Raw genomic sequence first — 20,793 nt, 5'->3', positions numbered from 1 at the left:
CTGGTAACAAATAAAATATGACAGGTGCCATGAAAGACTGGGTAGAAAAATACAGGCCCAAAACGCTTGGGGAAATCGTCGGAAACAAACAGGCTGTAAGGCAGATGGCGGAATGGGCGAAAAACTGGAGGGTAGGAAGCCCGCCTCTTCTGATATACGGAAAACCCGGAATAGGAAAGACATCATCCGCTTATGCCCTTGCAAGCGACATGAACTGGGAGGTCGTTGAGCTTAACGCAAGTGATCAGAGGACGAAGGGGGTAATTGAAAGAATTGCGGGCTCTACGGCCACAACAATGAGCCTGACGGGGTCTTTTAGAAAGCTTCTCCTGCTTGATGAGGCTGACAACCTTCACGGCACGGCCGACAGGGGGGGAGCGCGTGCAATTATGGACGTGATAAAAAATTCACGCCAGCCTATAATTCTGATTGCAAATGATCTCTATGGTGTTGCAAGAGAGCTGAAGGCTTTATGCGAGCCTGTCCAGTTCCGGGCCCTTCAGTCAAGAAGCATATTTTCGCACCTGAAATACATATGCTCTGCTGAAAAGAAGGTATGCAGCGACGAGGCACTGACGAAAATTTCCGAAAGTTCCGCCGGGGATATGAGGTCAGCTGTCAATATGCTTTTTGCGGCAGGGGCGGGAACAAAGAATCTTACCCCGGATTCCGTGAGTACAGCCGGAAAAGACGAGAGAGCAACTATATTTGAGCTTGTTGGCGGAATCCTTCATGGAAAGGATGACAGGAGGCTTATGGAGATGTCGTATGAGCTATCAGATACTCCTGATACGATAGAACAGTGGATAGAGGGGTCTTTGCATCAGGTTAAGGATGATGCCAGCCGCTCCAGGGCGTATGGACATCTCTCTTTTTCAGATGATTTCATAGGCAGGACATACAAAAGGCAGTATTACACTCTGTGGAGGTATGCTACTTCTGTTATGGTCCTCGGAACCTCGTGTGCAGTGGGCGGTCAGGGTGTTTCTTCAAGGATAATGCCTCCTTCAAGGTGGGGAAGGATGTCAGGCGCAAAAAAACAGAAACAGCTGAGACAGTCTGTTTTAAACAAGCTGTCGGCGACATTTCATATCCCTGAAGATACGCTGCGTGACGAATACGTAAAGCCCGTATCTGTTCTTGCCGACATTTCCGCGTTTTCTTTTGCAAAGGAGCTTTCGCTTGACAGAGACGAGCTTGATTTTTTAATACATGACAAAAAAAAGTCCTCCGATATCATAAAACAGGTAAAAAAAGAGGAGAGGGAGGCCGAGAAAAAGACTAAAAAATCAAAGATTAAGGAGAAAGAACCGGGCGGTAAGGCAAATAATACGGATTTGAAGGCGCAGGAGAATTCCCCGGACTCTTCTGAAAAGGAAATGTCAGCTTCTTTGGATGCAGGGGAGAAAAAGTCCTCTCAGACCCAGTCCACATTGTTCTCCTTTTAAAAACGAATACATTTTAACTATAATTTTTAGTTTTCAGATTTTCAAAAAAAATGTTTCCGGAATTCCCGAATTCTGTTATTTTATTCTTTGGCTGTATTTTTTGGGTTTTCAGGCTGTTTTGCGGTATTAATCTGGCTGAAAGGCGTTAACGGTTATGGAATGTAATACCTGTGAAGGATTACCCCGCAGTCTGTAACCCTGCCTCCATCTTTGTAGACTTCGTCACCCAGGTGGTATACGATAAGTTCACAGCCGCTTTTTTTTGCAGTTGATATAAGTGCCGGGACCATTTCAATGCCGGGTCTGACAGAGTATATGACATCAGAACCTGAGTATATATTCAAATCCGGGTCAAAAATATCGTCTTCAGTGAATTCCACACCGTATTCCTCCGATTTTCTTTTGATGTCGGTAGCCTTTATCCGGTATCCGTATTTTTTGAGGTTCTGCGCTATGTAAGGATTTTTTCCAATGCCAACTTCGACAAACCTGATGTTTTTCGGGTATTTCATAAGATATCTGAATACGGTCTCTTCAATACAATTATGCCTCTCCATCACCTAATTTATTCATAAATGAGTGTCCTTATTTTTTGGGATAATGATGTACCCCTCGGTCTTCAGCAGCCTGTTGTAAGAATGATCTCGAATATCATTGATATGCCTGTTTTTGCCAGGGAAAATCCTGTTCTGCTCAGGGGTTATGACAGGTCGAGAAATCAGAACGATGCGAGCAGAATTCTTGGGGACATGCAGGACTTTTATACCCGCAGGATGGGATGCGCGGACTCTATACTTATTGTGACCGGCAAAGACCTCTACATCCGTGGCAGGGATTTTGTATTCGGACTTTCAAGGCCCGGTGTCAACGTGTCAATCGTATCCGCTGCAAGGCTTAAAAACAGCTGGTACGGGAGGACTGACCGTGACGAGGATTTAATGGACAGGCTTGTCAAGGAGGGAACGCATGAATTGTGTCACTGCATGGGTCTTGATCACTGTGAAAATCCGGAATGCATTATGTTTTTTCCACAGACTCTTGATGAACTTGACAGGAAAAAGAAGACTCTCTGCGGGAAATGCAAAGAAGATCTGAACCTGTATAAATTTTCAGAATGATTGTGCATTATTGCATTTCACCTGAAATAAACCCCTGTCTATTTCGATTATAATTTATAAATAGAAAAACAATTATTTTTTTAAAGAAAATCATTTCCGGGTAAAGGATGAATTCACGCTATTATGATCTGTTGTCTTTAATTGGAGCTGTGGTGATAGTGGTCATTATAGCCTTTGTAATGAAGCCGGGTTTTTTTACGGACTCTTCAGGCGGACAGAATGTGGCTCAGGGCACCCATAATTCTGGGTACCTGGACAACGAATCTGCTTTTTCACCTGTTTCTCCCGTTAATTACACCGTTGCGGACCTTTACTCAAAGGAAAACAGAAAATGGACGCTTGCAAGCAGAATCTCCTCGGCTATGGATTATTATGAGCCCACTACAAGAAATTTTGCAGCCGGTTATGTCTCAAAGGAGAACAGCGGTGATTTTACGATTGCACAGGCGTGCGATATCTGGGACAATTCGGTTTCCGACTGGACATATGAATATCAGAAATACGGTATCTGGGACGTTACTCCTGCAAGCTCTTCTATAAACAAAGGGCTTACAGGTGATTCAAATGACTTTGCCGTTCTTGTAGCATCGCTTATAAAAGCAGTGGGTGGACAGGCCAGGATAAAACTTGCACAGAGCCAGAACGGAGGGGATCATGCTTATGCGGAACTCTATCTGGGGGATACTGAAAACTACAATACTCCGATGATAAATACGACAGCGCTGTCCATGATAAAAGAGGCTTATCCTTTTGCTTTTTCAAATGACCCGTATGGTATTAATATATTTAAATACAAATATGGGGCAATCTGCCAGAATAACGGCGTTCCATCTTCAAAAACACTGGAAAATCTGAAACGCGAAAGTGAACTTTACGGTGAGGACGTAGGAGAGCTGTATGGAAATTTTCTTGGAATGATCTTCGGTGACGATGAAAATTTCTTTGGGAATTATACTTCCGAGCTGGAAATAAGTGAGAACAAAACCGGAAACAAAAATTCCGATTCCTGCTGGTATTATGTCAGACCTCTGGAACTGATTATGAACAATCCCGACAAATATGCAGATATCTGCTACCAGTACCCGAAACTTATAGAATACCTTTTGATGGCGCCTGATACAAATGAGATAGAGTTTCAGATTATGTATATAGAGATGAGATATGGAGATTATAATCCCGGTTCGACAGAGGTTCGGACGCTGAGAAATATTCCCTATACGTCTGATATAGAATCGGATGGCGATAGGGGATACTGGCTGAGACTTGAAATGTCAGGCAACTACCCCGGTGACACGGGATATGTTGACTCACGTTATGCAACAGTGTTCTATTCGGATGCGTCATGGGATGATATAACCTACAGCACATTTTACGGGTGATGTACCCTGTGCGGTTAATGAATTAAGACAATGCAGAACCGGAGAAAATTTTTTGGGATACTCCCGGATTCATATTTAAAAATCTATATATTATAAAAAATTCAGAGATATTTATCAGGATAGGAGAAATCAGCATATGGCAAAAATTAGTGTATTATTATCTTTTGTATCCTTTTTTGCCGTATTACTGCTTTTTGTGCCGGTAATATGCCCGGTCAATGCAGGTGAGGTATTCGGGTACAGCCAGAATACATACAGTGATGAGCTTTCGGACGACTACGAAAATGCAATGGACTATGAGAATCCTCTCGTAGTCTCTTTTGCGCAGCTTCATATTTCATCCGAACATTCGGGGAACTATTCCATATCCCAGGCATGTGATATATGGGATTATACAAATGACAACTGGGCCAGAATAAATGATCCGAGAGGTCCTGACTACATATCATCATGTTCCGGAACGATAAAATCCAATCTTCGCGGAGACTGTGACGACTATTCAGTTTTTGCAGCCTCTCTTATAGAAGCACTTGGGGGTAAATGCAGAATTGTTGCGGCGGAAGGAGACAACGCCGGTCACACATATCCCGAACTTTATATCGGCAGCAATGAATCAGAGGTTCTCGATGCGTGCAAATACGTCGCCGAAAGATACGGGTGCAAAATGGTCTGGTACAGTTACAGTGAGGAATCTGGCGAATTTTCATACTGGCTCAATATGGACTGGGTCGTTCCGAAATACTACGGAGTGAAATACTATATATATGGAGATACATCTGTTGATGTCGAAGCTTACCACCCGGGAAGAGTTTACTTTGATTCAGATTCACTGACAAACTTTTACCCTGGCGGGGAATGGGACACCGGTTACCCTGAATTCGGGTATTACATACGGACAATTTACGGGATTGAATCACTAAATGACTCTTGATAAGCGTAGATTATACGCTGTGGCTGCAATCTCTGTGGTTGTTGTAATTCTGGCACTTCTTTATGCATTCGTTTTCACCAATGACGACGGAGATCTTTGCCTGACAACTGTATTAAACATTGATTCAGTCGAAAATGAGGCTAATGATCGTATAGCTGACATGGACGTAACAAATCCCGACGATTTTACATATGCCAAAGCAAAAGCGTCAAAAGAGCAGTATATTACTGCCCTTTCACTTATGAATTCCAGCGGGAGGGGATGCATGAGTGATGCGGATTACCGCAACAGGGTGCGGTCGCTTGAACTGAAATACGGATACCTTGACCTTCTCCTGAGGTTTCATGATGAGCAGAAAAATGTTTCGACCCTTCTCTATCAGAGTTATCCGAACTTCCAGGACTCCCTCAAAAAATCTCTTGAAAATTTTGAAGGCATGAAAAACGAAGTGAAGGTACTTCAGGTAATGTACGGGGATGTCGATGAATCGCTTTTAAGCCCGGGCAACCAGGATATTCTGACTGTTATAAATGACTACCTCAACTCACTTTTATCTGATATAAACGTGTATATTTCGTCTCTTTCAGTCTACCGGTAAAAAAAATCAAAAATCAGAGACTTTCTTTTTTTCATCTTTTCATCTGTTTTATCCGGTATCTTTTATTGCATGGACAGGTGTATCATGTCCTCTTTATAAGCAAAGGTTCATGAAACCCGGCCGGTTGGAAAAACATTAATGATTTACAACTCGTATAGGTACCATTCATTAATTTGGACGATTGATATGGGATATTATTCTTCACTTATCAACAGAAAGTTCAGGGACGTAGTGGGAAACCGCTACGAAGGAGTGCTTAAGGATTATAAGGAGTTTATTCTGACTGATGAAGACCTCCTGAAAGACGTCAGTACAATCCTTCTGCCCCTGGATATATTTGTAAAGGACATTCCCGGTGAGTTGTATGACTTATTCGAGATCTATGATGCAGAAGTGACCCTTCTTTATATTACTGACAAGGATGTTGTCTCCATTGTGGATGAAATACTGGGAGAGGAGGTCGCTGCCGACTACGTCCGGAAGAAGGAGAATTACGGTCATTCTCTTATGGACAAAATATCGTCTGAGATGAACCACAGAAATATCCGGTCGAAAAGCAGGACTTCTTCAGGTCAGAAGTGGGATGATGTGGAAATCCTTTCGAAGGACTTTGATCTTGTTGCAATATCCAAGTTTTACGGCGGAGGACGCGGCGACGAGCACGAGATAAGCCCTGTTGCCCAGAGGCTTGTACAGCAGATAAGGACGATTGCGGTGCTCTACTAAAAAGAAGTGGATATATAAATGATTCCTATAGAAACTCTTATTGCGGCAGTTGTTTTTCTGCTGACATATGCTCTTATAATAGATGAAAGAATCCACCGTGCAGTTGCGGCCATGGCAGGAGCCGCTGTTCTCGTTTTCATCGGGATTGTCCCGTGGGACAGCCTTCTTGACAATATTGATTTCGGTACCATCTTCCTTTTGATGGGAATGATGATCATAGTAAACGTTGCAAGCAACAGCGGTCTTTTTGAATATGTTGCTATAAGAACAGCCAAAGCCGCCAAAGGGAGTCCGATTATGGTCCTTATCCTGTTTTCGGTCGTAACCGCTTTTGTAAGTGCGTTTCTGGACAATGTGACCACTGTTCTTCTTCTGACGCCGATGCTTCTCTACATATCAAAGGTCATGAACGTGAACCCTGTTCCGTATCTGCTCTCCGAGGTCATGGCATCAAACGTTGGTGGTATGGCTACCTTAATCGGTGACCCTCCTAATATCATGATAGCATCTTCGGCAGGCCTTACGTTCAATGAGTTCCTGATGACTATGGGCCCGATTGCCCTGGTTGACCTCGTAATAATCCTGGGTATTTTCATTGTCTTTTACGGAAAACAGATGCGTGTGAAGGATTCGGAGAAGGCAGCTATAAAAAAGACAATAGATGCACTGGACGAGCGCTCTGCAATAAAGGATGAGGTGCTTTTCAAAAAGTCCATAATAACACTTGTAATTGTCGTCGGGCTGTTTTTCATCCATAACAATATCGGTGAGATTCTTCATGTATTCCTGCCTTTCGTCGACGCTTCGATGACGTTTGAACCTGCCGAGGTGGCACTTATCGGAGCTGCACTGATTCTGTTCTGGTCAAGGGCGGCCCCGGAGATGATCTTTGAAAAGATTGAATGGCCTGCACTTTTCTTCTTCGGAGGTCTGTTTGTGCTTGTCGGAGGACTTGTCAACACAGGGGTGATTTCAGACCTTGCCCAGCTTGTCATAAATAACGTGTCGAGCACAGGAGAAGCGATGTTTGTGATAGCATGGTTCTCCGCAATTGCGTCTGCAATCGTCGATAACATTCCTCTTACAGCAGCGCTTATCCCGCTTATTCATGACATAGGTGCGACATCGACAACCATTGACATCTACCCGTTGTGGTGGGCGCTGTCTCTTGGTGCATGTCTCGGTGGAAACGGGACTGCTATTGCGGCTTCCGCAAACGTTGTCGTTCTTGGAATCGGAGAGAGAGAAGGAGTAAAGATAACATTCATGGACTTTCTGAAGATAGGAGTTCTGGTCATGTTTGTGACAGTCTTAGTTGGTCTTGGAATACTGTACCTGATGTTTTAGATAAAAAAGTTGTGAGGTGTAAAAGATGAAAATATTAGTACTTCTTGACGGCTCAAAGTGGAGTGAGATGGCTGCAATGCATGCAATTATGCTTGCAAAAAAGAAGGAAAATGCAGAAGTCGTTCTCTTCTCGGTTCTTGACAGGACCGAGGTGAGGTCAATTGCGTTTTATCTCTGCAAGCAGAGCAATATGTGCGATATGATTGCCGAGCATGAGAAAAAGATCTGGAATGACATGAAAAAAAATATCAGTGACGATATGAACAATATGACGCTGGAGCTCAACAGGTCGGAAATTGAGTGCTCTTCCAGGATAGTCGAGGGCAAAAGGGTCTCCCAGATAGTAAAAGAGGCAAATGAAGGCTCCTATTCTCTTATTGTAATGGGCGCATTCGGAAAAAAGTCAAATATGCAGGTGGGAACACTATTCGGAGAAATTGCAAAGGACATTAACGTTCCTATTCTCATAGTGAATTAAACCTGAAACATTTTCACACTTTTTTGTTTTGATTTTTTTATTTTAATTTTATAGTTTTTTCTGCAATGCCTGCTTATTTATGGCGTTTTTCAGGTCAAATCAATGTTTTTTGTGCATCTGGTTGCTCCTGTATAAGAACAGATAAGTAATTAATTTTATATTCATCAATGAACAATTATATACAACAATGTGTTTGATTAATTGTTTCAATGTTTATGTGCCTGCAAGGGCTTTGTCTGGTCTTATGAACAATGTTTTTCCCGGGGAGGTTATTTTGAAATGAAATCAAGAGATATTGCAATAGTAGGAATATGTCTTGCAGTCGGAGCAATTCTCAGGTTTGCGGCAAACATGTTCCCCGGCGCAATTGTGGGAAATCCAGTTATAGCCCTTTATTGTCTTGCAATTATTCTTATCCGGCCTAAACTTAAGGAAGCCGCCGGTATCGGTGTCGTTGCGGCAGTCGTTTCGATGCTTATCAGCCATTCTATATTCCCGCCTGCAAACCTTATATCGGAACCTCTGGGTGCACTTGTGTGTGCAGGGCTTTACGGGCTGATAGGTGAAGGCAAAAAGTTTGCAAAGATAGCGCCTGTATCTCCTGCAATTACGACATTCGTTGCAACGCTTGTCAGCGGATTTTCGTTTATTCTGGTCTGCATGGTGGTTATGCTTGCATCATTCATTGCAACACCCCAGGGAACTGTCATCGGTTTCTTTGCAATGGTGTCACCTATAGTCGTGATTACCGCGGTCTTCAACTGCATTGTAACCCAGATTCTTTACTTCCCTGCGAAGAGAATAATCTCCCGCTGATTTTTTTGGCTGACGTAAAATTTTAAGGTATGACCCTGATGTATATGACAATGAATTACATTGACTGCGGTATTCTTCTGCAGGTAAACAAAACATGAGATCAAGGGATATTGCAATTGTAGGAATTCTTCTTGCAGCCGGGGCAATACTTAGGTATATCTCGAATGTCGTCCCTGGCGCAATTGTCGTAAACCCTGTTATTGCATTTTACTGTCTTGCAATCATTCTTATTGCACCAAAACTGCGTGACGCACTTGGAATCGGTATAGTTGCAGGAATTCTGTCGGCACTTATCAGCCATTCGGTATTCCCGCCTGCAAACCTTATCTCTGAACCCCTTGGTGCACTCGTATGCCTGTTTTTCTACAGTTTTCTTAAGGAAAAAGTTCCTCTTGCGCCTGGAGTTACTACGTTTGTTGCAACGCTTGTCAGTGGCTTTGTGTTCCTGTTCATAAGTATAGCTGTAATTGTCGCAGGTATTATCCAGCAGCCTTTCGAATCCTTTACTGTAGGGCTCTTTTTCGTTACGCTGTCGCCTCTTGTAATTGCGGCAGCCGTCGCGAACTCCGCAATAACGCAGATACTTTTCATACCCTCTTCAAAAATTCTTGCAAGAAAAAATTCTCCCGAAAAAAACGCGGAAGAAATCGTTGAAAAAGAAGAGGCGAAAGGAAAAGATGAGGACAAATGTGTCTGCACCGGACCAAAAACGGAAGTATACGATGAGTCGGTTCCGGCCATAAGTTTTGGTTCCTTCTCGTACACTTACCCTGCCGGAAACGTCCCGGCACTCACCGATATTTCCCTGAATATAAGAAGAGGAGAATGCGTCCTTGTAAACGGTGCAACAGGCGCCGGTAAGACCACTTTCTGCCTTGCCGCAGCAGGCATAATTTCGCACGAATACGAGGGAAAAAAGGAGGGCTGCATAAAGCTTTTCGGAAAGGACGTTTCGGAGTACAGGGACATGGGTGACATCGGAAGCAGAATAGGAGTTGTTTTCGATGATGCGGATGCCCAGCTCATTTTTACGACTGTTGAGGAGGAGGTGCTTTCAGGTCTTGAAAACCGCGGCATGAGTCCTTCCGAAGTAAAGGGCAGGCTTGAGAGCATAATGAGGGTGACTGACATAGAAAAACTGCGCTACCGTGCCCCGCATACCCTCTCAGGCGGTCAGAAGCAGCGTGTCTCTCTTGCCGCAACACTTGCTTCAGGAACGAAATGCCTTATTCTTGATGAAGCAACTGCAGAACTTGATACGGCGGCAACATCAGTTATAATATCCGTCTTGAAGAAACTGAAAGAAGAGAAAAAAACAATTATTGTCGTTGAACAAAAACCCCGTGAAATGGCTGAAATTGCCGACCGCGTCATATTACTTGAAAACGGAAAGGTGGTATCGGACCAGGCGGCAGAGGATTACTTCCGTGATTATACTGCGGACGAAGATTCCTTTGAGAGAAGCCGTAAACTCCATGAAGAAGACGTCGTCATTTCTGACGTAAAGCCCGTTGTTGAGATAAAAGACCTTGTGCATGACTATGGGGGCCACAGGGGCCTTGACGGCGTGTCACTGCGTATTATGCCTGGTGAACTTGTCGCAATAATCGGAGAGAACGGTTCCGGCAAGACCACCCTTTCAAAACACTTAAACGGCCTTTTAAAGCCTACCTCAGGTGAGGTTATGGTATGCGGACTAAGTACGGCGGACTATCCCGTAACCGAACTTGCACGTCATGCAGGTCTTGTATTCCAGAACCCGGATACAATGCTTTTTGAAGACACCGCTGAAAGAGAGGTCCTGTTTGGCCTGAAAAACATAGGAAAAGACCCCGGCGAAGACAAATATGTTATCCCTGAAATTCTTGAGGAAGTCGGGCTTTGCGGCAAAGCAAAGACATTTCCCAGGTCCATGAGCCGTGGTGAGAGGCAGAGGCTTGCAATTGCATGCGTTATCGCCATGAAACCTGAGATTATTATTCTTGACGAGCCCACGACAGGTCTTGACGATGAGGAGTCAGAGAGAATAATGGCCATTCTTGAAAATCTCAGCCGCCAGGGGCATACCGTGATTATGGTCAGTCATGATATGAGCATTGTAAAGCACCACGCAAGAAGGATAATTACAATGTCAGACGGAAAAATTACGTGCGACAGCAAAGTTTCGGGGGGTGTCTGAAGATGGCGGAAATATTACAGTATAAGAGGATAGACGGAATTTTTCACTCGATGAATGCCCTCACGAAGATCATATTTCTTGTTTTCGTTATTTTAATCTCCATTGTTTCTACGAAGCCGGAGATTATCGCAGGTCTTGTGGTGGTTCTTTTCCTTATGTCTGTTGCTGGGAAGTTCTCAAAGGAGCTTTTAAAACAGGTTCCTATGCTGATATTCCTTTCACTCGGACTTTTAATCCTGACAATCCTTACAATGCAGTCCGGTGATGTCGCAGGTTATCTTATACCATCGTTTATACCTGTTATAGGCGGTCATATCCCTGTTACTTCGGGTGCACTGAACTTTGCGCTGGTTCTCTCGCTGAGATTTTTTGCAATGCTTTTTGCGTTCCAGATCCTTATTCTGTCGACACAGCCAAGAGACCTTGTGCATGCACTCCAGAAAATGAGGCTTCCGGTCGACTACACACTGATGCTTCTTATTGCGATAAGGTTTATTCCAAGTCTTCAGCTCGAAGGGAAAAGGATTCATGAGGCCCAGCTTGCAAGGGCCTACAATCCGGGAAGTGGAGTTTCAGGCAAAATAAAGTCGCTTGCGCCAGTTATGATACCCCTTGTGTCAAACGCCCTTGGAAAGGCGAATGTTCTCGGCCTTACAATAGATTTGAGGGGGCTTAGGATAATGAAGAGGACGCCTCTTGCGGATAAGGAGTACTCAAAAGCCGACTATCTTCTGGCAGGTCTCCTGGTAATCTTTGCAGCGGTAATTATGTTTATGTGGACAAAGGGGAATTTCCCGTAATTTTTTTGAGTCCTGTCAAAAAAGAGTTAAAAAAGAAAATATTTTCAGGCGGCATTAAACCGGTTTTTAATATTTTTTTAATGTTACTTTTAATATTATAACGGTATTTCACAAATTGCAACTTTTAAAATTCTATGCCTTTTCTTGCCGCAACTCCGTTGTCATAATAATGCTTAATCTTTCTCATTTCCGTGACAAGGTCCGCAAGTTCTATAAGCTCCGGTGGAGCGTATCTTCCTGTAAGAATAGCTTCGGTCTTTTCATTTTTGTTCTGGAGGACTTTTATAACGTCCTCTGTCTTCAAAAGGCCGTAGTGTATTGCAGGGTTGACTTCGTCCATTACGACAAGGTCATAATCACCTGAACCAAGGGCTTCCCCACATTTCAAAAGGCCATTATTTGCAAGTTCTATATCGTTTTCGTCGGGTTCCCTGAATATAAAGCACCCCTCTCCGAACTGTTCGATATGAAATCCGCTGAAATAATCTGGAAGTTTTAGTTCCGCTGTCTCCTGACCTTTTATGAACTGCCCGAAGAAAACTTTCTTTCCTGCTATCAGGGTCCGGATGCATGTGCCAAGTGCGGCTGTGGTTTTTCCTTTCCCTTTTCCCGTATTTATCTGGATATAGCCTTTATCCATTTCTTCTGTCCTCTCCTTAAATAAAACTGCCCTGTTCTCTTTATATAATTTCTGATAACAGTTCGTCCACATCTGATAATACTTTAGCATTTTTATTCATGTAATCGAGGATTTTAGTCGCTTCTCCGCCTGTTTTATCAATCTTTTTTATGGATTTGTCCGTGTTTACAAAGAAGAATTCTTTCTTTCTGATGTATTCACATGCGGTCTGAAGGTTTGCAAGGTTTCCTGTACCTGTGTTCGTTGCAATGTATACAATCGCGTCAGCTTCATCGCATAGTTTCTTTAACTGCATTATTTCATAGTCCGAGTATTTCGAAAACGGAGGTGCCGATACGACTTCAATTCCAGAGGATCTGCAGGTCTCATAGTCCTGGTCGCCTTCGTTTAAAATTCCTGCCGTGACTTTGAAACCGACCGATTTAAGCGACAGGAGTATCTGTCTTCCTCTTCCCTCGCCGGTTATGACATGAATATGAAGTTTTTTCTCAGACCTGCTCTCCGGTGGGAGGGAGAATAAGAACTGTTTCTGGCCTCCTCCCGGGTGAGAGTACTGCATTGCAAGGACTCCGAACACATCCTCTATGTTTTCGGCCGTTAAAACGTCAGCAGCGTTTCCGTCCTTCATGACGTAACCGCCTTTTGTGAGGACTATGTCGTTGCAGTATGCGGAGGCCTGGTTAATTTCGTGTATTATGCAGAGTATGGATTTCTCTCTGGAAATTCCCGAGAGAAGCTTCATAAGTTCAAGCTGCTGCCTTATATCAAGATGTGAAGTCGGCTCGTCAAGGAGGAGGTATTCAGGCTGTTGTGCAAGGGCACGTGCTATCATCACCCTCTGGAGTTCTCCTCCGGAGAGTTCGTTTATTTTCCTGTTCTGAAAGGAGATAGTGTTTGTATCCCTGAGACTTTCCGTGACTATTATGTGGTCTTCCCCGGAGTCGGCGGTGAAACTTTTCTGGTATGGCGTCCGCCCGAGCATCACGTAATCGTATACCGGAAACGAGAAAGGTGAATATACGCTTTGTTCTACGACAGCACGTTTCTTTGCAAGTTCGGCTGAGGAAAGGGAGTCTGCAGGAGTATCGTTATAGTAAACAGCCCCAGCCTGCGGCCTGAGATATCCTGCTATTATCTTTAATATTGTCGTCTTTCCACAACCGTTCGGGCCGATAATTCCGGTAACTCTGTTGTCGCGGCACGTAAAGTTCATGTCTTCAAGGACGTTGTGAGATTCGCTGTATCCGAATTTTACATTCTTAACCGTAATTGGCATTACAGCTCACCTCTCTTTGACCTTAACAGGTACAGGAAGAACGGTGCACCGCAGAGGGCGGTTATGACCCCGAGCGGAAGTTCGGCGGGGGCGATAATAATCCGTGCGAGCATGTCGGCGACAACGATGAATATGGCCCCTGCAAATACGGATACCGGTATCAGTATCCTGTGGTCAGGTCCTGTAAGGAGTCTTACTATGTGCGGAATGATAAGACCGACAAACCCTATTATGCCGCTTACGGAGACTGCCGCACTTGTTATAAGGGCTGTTGTTACAAGAAGTATCTTTTTGAGCTTTTCAACTTCAATTCCAAGATACTGTGCCGATTCTTCGCCGAACATCATTGCATTGAGCTGTCTTGACAGGTAAAGCATTATTATAATTCCCGCAATCGAGAAAGGAAGCATTATCCAGACATAGTCCCATCCGCGTCCCGAAAGGCCTCCCATCGTCCAGAACATAATCTGCTGGAGGTTCTGGCCCCCGGTAAACATTATGAATGAGTTTACTGCCGAAAAAAGGGCTGATATGGCAATTCCCGATAACAGGAGGGTGTTTACGGGAACGGTATTGCCCACTCTTGCAACGTAGTAGACGAGGAAGATGGTCGCAAGGCCGAATATGAAAGCCATCGCCGGGAGGCTGTAAAATGAAAATATCCATGTAGAGCCGTACACGAAGACAATCGTTGCACCAAGCGCGGCCCCGTTTGATATACCGAGTATGAACGGGTCAGCCATCGGGTTTTTGAAGAGGCTCTGTAAAGCTGCACCGCTTAGTGCAAGGCTTATTCCGACAAGGGCACCGAGAAGGATTCTCGGGAGGCGTATGTCCATTATGATGGTCTGGTCACCCACGGACCAGAAAGGAGTCTGCCCTGTTATGGGACTCAGGAGTATTGCAAGCACGGTATCGGTGCTGATATTTGATTCTCCGACTCCCGTTGAAAAAAGCATGATTGCAAGGGTCAGGACGAATAGTCCCGCCGATGCTATTACTGCATTCCGCCGTTTATACATTTGTAGAACAGCTCCAGGCCCTGTGTAATTCTTGGTCCCGGTCTTGATGCGATATCGTCATCAACTTCGTATATTTTTCCGTTTTCTACTGCCGGAACGCTTTTCAGGTCGGAATCGTTCATAAGCTGCGCTTTAATATCGTAACCTGAAGCCATGCCGCTGTATGGCACTATTATGACATCAGGCGACCTGTCTATTATGGCTTCGTCCGATGCCACGAAATAGCCGTCTTTGTCCGAAAATATATTGTCTCCTCCGGCATAGTCTATCATTTCACTCTGGAGTGTGTTGTTTCCTGCGACATACATCGGGCCTGCCGAGACCACGTACATGACTTTCGGTGTCGGGGCTTCGTGAGGCATATTCTCAATTTCGGAAACGTTTTCCTTCATTTTGGAGACAAGGTCATCTGCACTTTTTTCAAGTCCGAGGGCCTCGCCAAGGGTTTCTATGTTTCTGTAAACGTCTTCAAAAGTGTTCAGTTTGAATATCAGAACCGGTATCCCAAGGTTTTTCAATTGTTCTATTATTGTTTTGTCCGCAACAGTTGTCGTTATCACAAGGTCGGGGTTTTTTGAAACTATTGACTCTACGCTCAGAGTCTGCGGGCCGCCGATCGAGGGTATTGATTCCACCTGCGGCGGGTAGTCGTCGTAGTCGTTTCTTCCGACAAGGGAAATCCCGGAGCTGTTCGTATTTATTGCATAGAGTATCTCTGTTTCACTTGGTGCAAGCGAGACTATTCTTTTCGGGTATTCCTGAATTGTCACCTGTGCACCGGTGTCGTCTGTAACCGTTATTGTCTTGTTGTCCGTGTTCTGCGACTGCAGACCGGTTGTGTCAGTACATCCGGCGAGAATCACGGAGGCCAGAATAATTGCGATAATAAATATCCACTGGTATTTTTTCATAGTAGGATCACCAGAAATCTAATTTTAAATTTAAGTGTAGCTAAGTTAAACTATGTGAGATTAAGTTAAAAAATTTGTCAATATGACTCCTTTGAATATTCTATATATATAAAAATCATGTACGGCTATATTCATCTTTAACAAAAAATTATCCTTTTATTGATAAAATTGTACTTTATAATTTGCACAGTCCACAACGTCTTTATAGAAAAATTTTCATATTTTCTGTTCAACTTATGTTGATTTAACTAAAGCTTATTTAAGGATTGGTTTAGCCGGTTGTTTTGACATAAGCCCCTCTGTGGATTAGGAGGTTTAAAATGGTTGATATAATGATTAAAAAGGAAAAAAGAAATGCTGAGGCCGTATCCCCGGTTGTCGGTGTTATGCTGATGCTCGTTGTAACGATTATCATTGCATCGGTTGTCAGTGCTTTTTCGGGAGGTCTTGTGAGTAACACACAGGTGGCACCTCAGGCGTCAATAGATGTCCAGGTAGACACAAGTGCAGACACTACTATGGGGGGAACTGATTATAAAATGACGTTTTCACTGCTGAGCGGCGATTCTATTCAGACGAAGAATATTGCAATAGTTACTTATTATGAAAACAGTAGCGGGCATATATACAAGAACAAACAGACTGCAACCAGTAATGCTACAGACCTTTATCAATACGGCACTCTGACGAGAGTTCCTTTCATTAACGATGCCAAATACGGTTATGCCGGAGACAATCCTTCCGTAGATTTCGGGAATTATACCTGGTCTACCGGGGATGTTTTGAGTACAGGCAATATCCGTGGAACTGCGGCTCTTCTGGGGCTTAATGTAGCCGAATCCGGGGATATCAGTGACCCTGATTTCGGAAGCGGCAGTGTTGTCGATGTTAAGGTCCTGCATGTTCCCAGCGGTCAGTACATCTTTGACAAAGAGGTGATTGTAAAATGAAAATCAATGCAACTGAGGCCGTTTCTCCTGTTGTCGGGGTAATGCTGATGCTCGTTGTGACAATTATAATTGCATCGGTTGTCAGTGCCTTTGCCGGAGGTCTGGCAGGAAGTCAGGAAAAAACTCCCCAGACGACCCTGGGTGTTGAGGAAGTTATAGAAGGTTTTTCACCTAGTAACACAGACCCCGGTCAGTTCTCAAACGGGCTGAAGTTTGAAAATACTGGCGGAGATACATTTTCACTGAATGACATTAAAATTCGGTTGCAGAGTTCTGACACGAAGTACACTCTGACCACCACTGACAAGGTTAACTGGAGTGATACTTCCGTTTGTCTTCCGGAAGGGATTACATATAACGATGGTTATTTCCAAAAAATTGGAAACACATCAACAACAGACGTAACTATTGCTCCCGGCGACAAATTCATGCTTTACGCTGACAGTAGTTTAGTTTCGCAAGACTATTCATCTTTGGGATATGGTATATACCCGCCTAAAATTTCCTGGAGACCTATTGGCGTTAAGGCCGGGTTTGGAGCCTATATGAACTCAAAACTTGAATATCAGGTAATTGATAAAGACAGTGGAAGAGTTATTTCCAGCGGTGAGTTATATCTTACTGAATAAAACATAACTATTTTTAACAGATCTCATTTTGGGTAATTCCGATTTTTTTACTCACTGGAGATGCTCATTTATTAATTTAATACTCATTTTAACAGACTTTTAGTATTATTATTGACTTTTGCTGATATTTTGCGTTGATTTTAGAAAAGTGTATATATTATATATTTAATGAAATTTGTAGATCTACGGCTAACGCCCGGTTGTTTTGGTCATTTCAAAAAACCATGTGATTTTGCGGCGTCCTGTAGTCTTTCCGAAAACAGGTTTATTATTTCGTTATGTTCCCCGAGGGATTTTTCGTCGGCTGATACAATGAAGCCTTTTGCCTCAAGTGCTTTCTTCCAGGAATCAGGGTTCTGATCTCCTGAAATTTCAATGCTCGCATGAATTCCTGAGACGATTGAAAGGGGGATGAGGGTTACTTTCTTTGCGCCTATATGTTCAAGGCGTTTTTCAGTCTTTTCTATTCCGGGATATCCGCCTACTGCCCCAATTATAATTTTTCCGGTCCTGCATACGTCGTCTGAAACCATCTGGAGCTGGCAGAGTGCAGTGTCGGAACCCCCTTCTGATGTCGGTGCGACGAGTACTGCCGCCTCGTCGCCGGCCAGTGATTTCCCGTATATCGTGTTGATTGCTTCCGCAGTTTCAAAGTAGTCCCTGGTTTTCATGAGAAGCGGTCTGGCAACGAGTATCCCGTCAAATCCTATGGCCCCGTGGGCACCTGCAAGGTCGTTTAATGAGGTGATTATCCTGTAAAGCTCATGGTAGTTTGCTCCTGGTGTCAGGTAGACGGGAAGAACAACAATTTGTGAATGTCCTTTGTCGAGAAGCCTTGTCATCGCTGCAAGGGGGCTAAGTACATCTTCGCCGCCTTCTTTCAAGACAAGTCTTACCGTTTCCGAGTTGAAAGCAAAATCCACTTCAGCTTTCGGGTAAGCCTTCTTTGCAAGTTCCATGCATTTTTCAACAACATGTCTTCCATCTCTTCTTGTAGTCCCCATTGCGACCACAAGTACTGCCCCATGGCTTTCCGGTTTATTTCCGTGTCCCTTCATTGTAATCACAGTATGGTTAAATTTATATTATGTTATCTAATATGAATATTGCACATATAAATATTCCTATGACTATAATATTCTGAAAAATTCCGGATATAATACTTAAAATTAAAATAACTCTCTTTGGAGTAGTCAAAATGGGAGTTTTCCATTTAATGAATATCCCAGGAATATAAAATAATGTAAATCTTACTTATAAATGTTTTGAATGGTTGCTGTTTTTCTCTGCGCAGGTAATATTCCCTGAGAAAATTTCCCTGTAGCCGGGTGAAAATAGAAATCCCTTCTTCCTCAGGGACTAAAATTGATATTGATATCTAGGAATCTCTTCTGAATGCGCAAATCTGCCGGCTCAGTGCATTTTTGATATCAAAGGCAGTTTTCGCCTGCAGTTCATGCGTGATAAAGCTCGGGGATATGAACTCGGCAATTCTCCTGCACCCTTCAGTTGAGAAAGGCCTGTGTTCATCTACTTTTCCAAGGTAATTCATAATATGGACGAACTTGTCGTCATAATCCAGCTCTGAATAATTGTCGGGCCCTCTAAAGCTTTCCTGGAATTTTCCGGAAGTACTAAGCTGAAGGTGCATAGCGTCGATTCTTTTGACAACTTCCGGGTCAAGCTCTTCGAGACGGCGTAATATAACTTCAACAGCCTGGTTTTCGCTGTAGCACTCTTTTGTCGAGTTCATCATATGACCCGTGTCCAGGATAAACTTCCACCTTTTGAACTTAAGCATATCCATGAATTCCAGGGCCAAATCCGAATTAAGAAATGTAAGCCCCGGGTACCACAGGTTTTCTATGTAAATGTCAAAAGGAGGCTCTCCGCCAGGAAAATTCGATGCGGTCTCGTTTAAAAGCTCTGCCGTTGCTGAAAGGACTTCTCTGTCTGAAAACGGCTGTTTTTCTGCAAAAGCAGACTCCACCTCGGTAAACGATGCATGAAAAACGCCGTATGCAGGGTTGAGGCATGAAGAGTTGCACAGACATTTGCACAGATTTGATACAATTTCATCCCTGTTTCTGCCGCCGTAAAAATATTCGACCGATTCTTCCCCTATTTCTTTTGGAATAACGAAGTTTTCGTCATTCCAGACTCTCACCCAGCCCATAAAGGACGGAAGGTGAACCGCCTTTACAAGATCTTTCGGGACTCTTTGCGGGACCTCGTCGAAATTTACCAGGAGCTCTATCCCGTCAAGTCCGAGAATACCGATAAGTTCTCTTACTTCTTCAAAACTGCCGCCGAATTTGTCGAGATCAAAATCGTATATTGAAAAGTTCATCAGTTCTTTAGGATTCATTATTGTTCACCCGTTGTTCTTTGTCCTGATTTTAAGCACCACGACGTAATTCTCATGAGATTTTCAGTTATGGAATATCTTTCGTCAAGTATGCCTTCCGGAGTTTTGTTGTCTTTCAGGGCCGCAATTTTTGGAAATGTCTCCATAACGGATATCGCGGCATATTTCCCTGAAAGTTCCGGAATAAGTCCCCAGTTGATTTCGTCCAGAATATGAAGTATAGAGGCTGTAAGTGCTACAATCACGGGATTTTTTGAAAATTCTCTCAAATTTTTGATAAAAAGCGCCTTTTTGTTTTCACCGGGCATAGCAGAAGCAGTACTCCAGAAGTCCTTTTCATCTAATTTAAATCTTTCAAGCCTTAAAAGCATATCCCGCTGGGATTCCGGGCACAGTCCCGTCTGTTTTTCAAGAGCCTGTGTTGTTGCCTCTATTACGCATTTTCCAATCAGTTCACCTAATTTGGAGTGTTTTCCTGCGTTTGTGACACGGCTTCTGCTCTCCATGTTTGAAATGACAGATATCTGGTCTGTCCCCGAACCTGTAGCTATACCGTCCGAATACCTGCTCGGTGCCATCAGCTGCTGTACAGCAACAGTTTTTGCCTCGGTTGCAGTCATAACAGCCTGCGCAAGAGTACTCTCTGAAAGGTTTGCATTTATTATAAGTATAGTAATTATCGTCCCGCAGACCTGTTCGAACAAACCGTCTTCCTCATAAAAGGATGCAGGGTCTCCGGCCCTTGTGGCATTTACCTCGATTCCTGCCGTAACAACAGCAGTCACGTCAATATCCCTGAAACTTTTGTTTGATACAGCTGCATTTTTCATATTTGCGGCTGTCATCATGCCTGATGTTTTTTTTGGATTTAGTCCGAGCCTTTCTGCCGTAACGGACAAATATTCGTGAAGACTTTTTCCTTCAAGATCACAGCAGCCCTTAAGGTTCTGGCATGGTTTTGGCTGGTGGTTGTAGACAGCCTCGAGATCTTCCCTGTATCCACCGTTAAGTGAGGATATTGTCAGTGAATTTCTGTGTGAAGGAAGTTTTACCACAATCGAGTTGCTGCATCGGTATACCTTTTCTTTTGAATTCGTCTCAAAAATGAGCTTTAATCTTTCATTGCAATTTTGTTCTCCATTATCCGTCAAATTTAAACCTCTTTGGGATTCCTGTC

21 protein-coding genes are annotated in these 20,793 nt (G+C 43.6%); 13 read left to right on the top strand and 8 right to left on the bottom strand.

Going from position 1 to position 20,793, the window contains the following annotated elements; genetic code table 11:
* The first annotated feature begins 29 nt into the window (after nucleotides 1-29).
* The gene (locus tag J2128_RS05665) at nucleotides 30-1,448 is read left to right on the top strand and encodes a replication factor C large subunit (RefSeq protein WP_209690117.1); all 1,419 of its coding nucleotides are present in this window, start codon (nucleotides 30-32) and stop codon (nucleotides 1,446-1,448) included.
* Nucleotides 1,449-1,600: 152 nt separating this feature from the next.
* Here the strand turns inward: J2128_RS05665 and J2128_RS05660 are convergent, their stop codons facing one another.
* A complete protein-coding gene (locus J2128_RS05660; RefSeq protein ID WP_209690116.1) occupies nucleotides 1,601-2,005 on the bottom strand; it encodes a UPF0146 family protein in 405 nt (134 codons plus the stop codon).
* 18 nt (nucleotides 2,006-2,023) lie between these two features.
* On the opposite strand from J2128_RS05660, the gene J2128_RS05655 reads away from it, so the two are divergent.
* The 10 genes from J2128_RS05655 (at nucleotide 2,024) to J2128_RS05610 (ending at nucleotide 11,820) form a co-directional block, all read left to right on the top strand.
* On the top strand, nucleotides 2,024-2,566 hold the full coding sequence (locus J2128_RS05655) for an archaemetzincin family Zn-dependent metalloprotease (protein WP_209690115.1): 543 nt from the start codon (nucleotides 2,024-2,026) through the stop codon (nucleotides 2,564-2,566).
* 107 nt (nucleotides 2,567-2,673) lie between these two features.
* Nucleotides 2,674-3,945, top strand: coding sequence for a hypothetical protein (locus tag J2128_RS05650; protein ID WP_209690114.1), 1,272 nt, complete (start codon nucleotides 2,674-2,676; stop codon nucleotides 3,943-3,945).
* Nucleotides 3,946-4,081: 136 nt separating this feature from the next.
* Nucleotides 4,082-4,876, top strand: a complete 795-nt coding sequence (locus tag J2128_RS05645; protein ID WP_209690113.1) for a hypothetical protein — start codon at nucleotides 4,082-4,084, stop codon at nucleotides 4,874-4,876.
* Nucleotides 4,866-5,474 carry a hypothetical protein gene (locus J2128_RS05640; protein WP_209690112.1) on the top strand — a complete coding sequence of 203 codons (609 nt, stop codon included), beginning with the start codon at nucleotides 4,866-4,868 and terminating at the stop codon, nucleotides 5,472-5,474. Before J2128_RS05645 ends, J2128_RS05640 begins: the two co-directional genes overlap by 11 nt.
* 186 nt (nucleotides 5,475-5,660) lie before the next feature.
* Nucleotides 5,661-6,200, top strand: coding sequence for a hypothetical protein (locus tag J2128_RS05635; RefSeq protein ID WP_209690111.1), 540 nt, complete (start codon nucleotides 5,661-5,663; stop codon nucleotides 6,198-6,200).
* Nucleotides 6,201-6,218: 18 nt separating this feature from the next.
* A complete protein-coding gene (locus J2128_RS05630) occupies nucleotides 6,219-7,547 on the top strand; it encodes an SLC13 family permease (RefSeq protein WP_209690110.1) in 1,329 nt (442 codons plus the stop codon).
* Nucleotides 7,548-7,572: 25 nt separating this feature from the next.
* Nucleotides 7,573-8,025, top strand: coding sequence for a universal stress protein (locus tag J2128_RS05625; RefSeq protein ID WP_209690109.1), 453 nt, complete (start codon nucleotides 7,573-7,575; stop codon nucleotides 8,023-8,025).
* A 279-nt stretch (nucleotides 8,026-8,304) separates the two neighbouring features.
* The gene (locus J2128_RS05620; RefSeq protein WP_209690108.1) at nucleotides 8,305-8,841 is read left to right on the top strand and encodes a hypothetical protein; all 537 of its coding nucleotides are present in this window, start codon (nucleotides 8,305-8,307) and stop codon (nucleotides 8,839-8,841) included.
* A 94-nt stretch (nucleotides 8,842-8,935) separates the two neighbouring features.
* Entirely contained in the window at nucleotides 8,936-11,020 is a 2,085-nt protein-coding gene (locus J2128_RS12865) for a tryptophan transporter (RefSeq protein WP_209690107.1), read from the top strand.
* Nucleotides 11,021-11,022: 2 nt separating this feature from the next.
* Nucleotides 11,023-11,820, top strand: coding sequence for an energy-coupling factor transporter transmembrane protein EcfT (locus tag J2128_RS05610; protein WP_209690106.1), 798 nt, complete (start codon nucleotides 11,023-11,025; stop codon nucleotides 11,818-11,820).
* Nucleotides 11,821-11,944: 124 nt separating this feature from the next.
* Here the strand turns inward: J2128_RS05610 and J2128_RS05605 are convergent, their stop codons facing one another.
* The 4 genes from J2128_RS05605 to J2128_RS05590 are packed head-to-tail and all read right to left on the bottom strand — an operon-like array spanning nucleotide 11,945 to nucleotide 15,669.
* Nucleotides 11,945-12,532, bottom strand: a complete 588-nt coding sequence (locus J2128_RS05605; protein ID WP_209690105.1) for a cob(I)yrinic acid a,c-diamide adenosyltransferase — start codon at nucleotides 12,530-12,532, stop codon at nucleotides 11,945-11,947.
* Nucleotides 12,501-13,736, bottom strand: a complete 1,236-nt coding sequence (locus J2128_RS05600; RefSeq protein ID WP_209690104.1) for an ABC transporter ATP-binding protein — start codon at nucleotides 13,734-13,736, stop codon at nucleotides 12,501-12,503. The genes J2128_RS05605 and J2128_RS05600 overlap by 32 nt, the downstream gene beginning before the upstream one ends.
* Nucleotides 13,736-14,758 (bottom strand): iron ABC transporter permease, encoded by a 1,023-nt coding sequence (locus J2128_RS05595; RefSeq protein ID WP_245323341.1) that lies wholly within the window; start codon nucleotides 14,756-14,758, stop codon nucleotides 13,736-13,738. The genes J2128_RS05600 and J2128_RS05595 overlap by 1 nt, the downstream gene beginning before the upstream one ends.
* The gene (locus tag J2128_RS05590) at nucleotides 14,734-15,669 is read right to left on the bottom strand and encodes an ABC transporter substrate-binding protein (RefSeq protein ID WP_209690103.1); all 936 of its coding nucleotides are present in this window, start codon (nucleotides 15,667-15,669) and stop codon (nucleotides 14,734-14,736) included. The genes J2128_RS05595 and J2128_RS05590 overlap by 25 nt, the downstream gene beginning before the upstream one ends.
* Nucleotides 15,670-15,989: 320 nt before the next feature.
* On the opposite strand from J2128_RS05590, the gene J2128_RS05585 reads away from it, so the two are divergent.
* Nucleotides 15,990-16,619, top strand: a complete 630-nt coding sequence (locus J2128_RS05585) for a type IV pilin N-terminal domain-containing protein (RefSeq protein ID WP_245323340.1) — start codon at nucleotides 15,990-15,992, stop codon at nucleotides 16,617-16,619.
* Entirely contained in the window at nucleotides 16,616-17,248 is a 633-nt protein-coding gene (locus J2128_RS05580; protein ID WP_209690102.1) for a type IV pilin N-terminal domain-containing protein, read from the top strand. Before J2128_RS05585 ends, J2128_RS05580 begins: the two co-directional genes overlap by 4 nt.
* A gap of 209 nt (nucleotides 17,249-17,457) precedes the next feature.
* Here J2128_RS05580 and J2128_RS05575 read toward each other — a convergent pair whose 3' ends face one another.
* From J2128_RS05575 to J2128_RS05565, 3 genes are all read right to left on the bottom strand, one after another.
* A complete protein-coding gene (locus tag J2128_RS05575; protein WP_209690218.1) occupies nucleotides 17,458-18,306 on the bottom strand; it encodes a sirohydrochlorin cobaltochelatase in 849 nt (282 codons plus the stop codon).
* A gap of 320 nt (nucleotides 18,307-18,626) precedes the next feature.
* On the bottom strand, nucleotides 18,627-19,616 hold the full coding sequence (locus J2128_RS05570) for a hypothetical protein (protein ID WP_209690101.1): 990 nt from the start codon (nucleotides 19,614-19,616) through the stop codon (nucleotides 18,627-18,629).
* The gene (locus tag J2128_RS05565) at nucleotides 19,616-20,767 is read right to left on the bottom strand and encodes an adenosylcobinamide amidohydrolase (protein WP_209690100.1); all 1,152 of its coding nucleotides are present in this window, start codon (nucleotides 20,765-20,767) and stop codon (nucleotides 19,616-19,618) included. Before J2128_RS05565 ends, J2128_RS05570 begins: the two co-directional genes overlap by 1 nt.
* Nucleotides 20,768-20,793: the final 26 nt, after the last annotated feature.

Source organism: Methanomicrobium sp. W14, assembly GCF_017875315.1.
In the GTDB taxonomy this organism is placed as follows: Archaea; Halobacteriota; Methanomicrobia; order Methanomicrobiales; family Methanomicrobiaceae; genus Methanomicrobium.
This window is presented reverse-complemented; position numbering and strand designations above follow the sequence as displayed.

Excerpts from the sequence above, each read along its gene's own strand:
- J2128_RS05640 (WP_209690112.1), top strand. The coding sequence starts at position 4,866 with ATGACTCTTGATAAGCGTAGATTATACGCTGTGGCTGCAATCTCTGTG.
- J2128_RS05575 (WP_209690218.1), bottom strand. The coding sequence starts at position 18,306 with ATGAAGGGACACGGAAATAAACCGGAAAGCCATGGGGCAGTACTTGTG.
- J2128_RS05600 (WP_209690104.1), bottom strand. The coding sequence starts at position 13,736 with ATGCCAATTACGGTTAAGAATGTAAAATTCGGATACAGCGAATCTCAC.
- J2128_RS05630 (WP_209690110.1), top strand. The coding sequence starts at position 6,219 with ATGATTCCTATAGAAACTCTTATTGCGGCAGTTGTTTTTCTGCTGACA.
- J2128_RS05625 (WP_209690109.1), top strand. The coding sequence starts at position 7,573 with ATGAAAATATTAGTACTTCTTGACGGCTCAAAGTGGAGTGAGATGGCT.
- J2128_RS05585 (WP_245323340.1), top strand. The coding sequence starts at position 15,990 with ATGGTTGATATAATGATTAAAAAGGAAAAAAGAAATGCTGAGGCCGTA.
- J2128_RS05635 (WP_209690111.1), top strand. The coding sequence starts at position 5,661 with ATGGGATATTATTCTTCACTTATCAACAGAAAGTTCAGGGACGTAGTG.
- J2128_RS05610 (WP_209690106.1), top strand. The coding sequence starts at position 11,023 with ATGGCGGAAATATTACAGTATAAGAGGATAGACGGAATTTTTCACTCG.
- J2128_RS05650 (WP_209690114.1), top strand. The coding sequence starts at position 2,674 with ATGAATTCACGCTATTATGATCTGTTGTCTTTAATTGGAGCTGTGGTG.
- J2128_RS05655 (WP_209690115.1), top strand. The coding sequence starts at position 2,024 with ATGAGTGTCCTTATTTTTTGGGATAATGATGTACCCCTCGGTCTTCAG.
- J2128_RS05660 (WP_209690116.1), bottom strand. The coding sequence starts at position 2,005 with ATGGAGAGGCATAATTGTATTGAAGAGACCGTATTCAGATATCTTATG.
- J2128_RS05590 (WP_209690103.1), bottom strand. The coding sequence starts at position 15,669 with ATGAAAAAATACCAGTGGATATTTATTATCGCAATTATTCTGGCCTCC.
- J2128_RS05620 (WP_209690108.1), top strand. The coding sequence starts at position 8,305 with ATGAAATCAAGAGATATTGCAATAGTAGGAATATGTCTTGCAGTCGGA.
- J2128_RS05605 (WP_209690105.1), bottom strand. The coding sequence starts at position 12,532 with ATGTGGACGAACTGTTATCAGAAATTATATAAAGAGAACAGGGCAGTT.
- J2128_RS05645 (WP_209690113.1), top strand. The coding sequence starts at position 4,082 with ATGGCAAAAATTAGTGTATTATTATCTTTTGTATCCTTTTTTGCCGTA.
- J2128_RS05595 (WP_245323341.1), bottom strand. The coding sequence starts at position 14,758 with ATGTATAAACGGCGGAATGCAGTAATAGCATCGGCGGGACTATTCGTC.
- J2128_RS05580 (WP_209690102.1), top strand. The coding sequence starts at position 16,616 with ATGAAAATCAATGCAACTGAGGCCGTTTCTCCTGTTGTCGGGGTAATG.
- J2128_RS12865 (WP_209690107.1), top strand. The coding sequence starts at position 8,936 with ATGAGATCAAGGGATATTGCAATTGTAGGAATTCTTCTTGCAGCCGGG.
- J2128_RS05665 (WP_209690117.1), top strand. The coding sequence starts at position 30 with ATGAAAGACTGGGTAGAAAAATACAGGCCCAAAACGCTTGGGGAAATC.
- J2128_RS05570 (WP_209690101.1), bottom strand. The coding sequence starts at position 19,616 with ATGAATCCTAAAGAACTGATGAACTTTTCAATATACGATTTTGATCTC.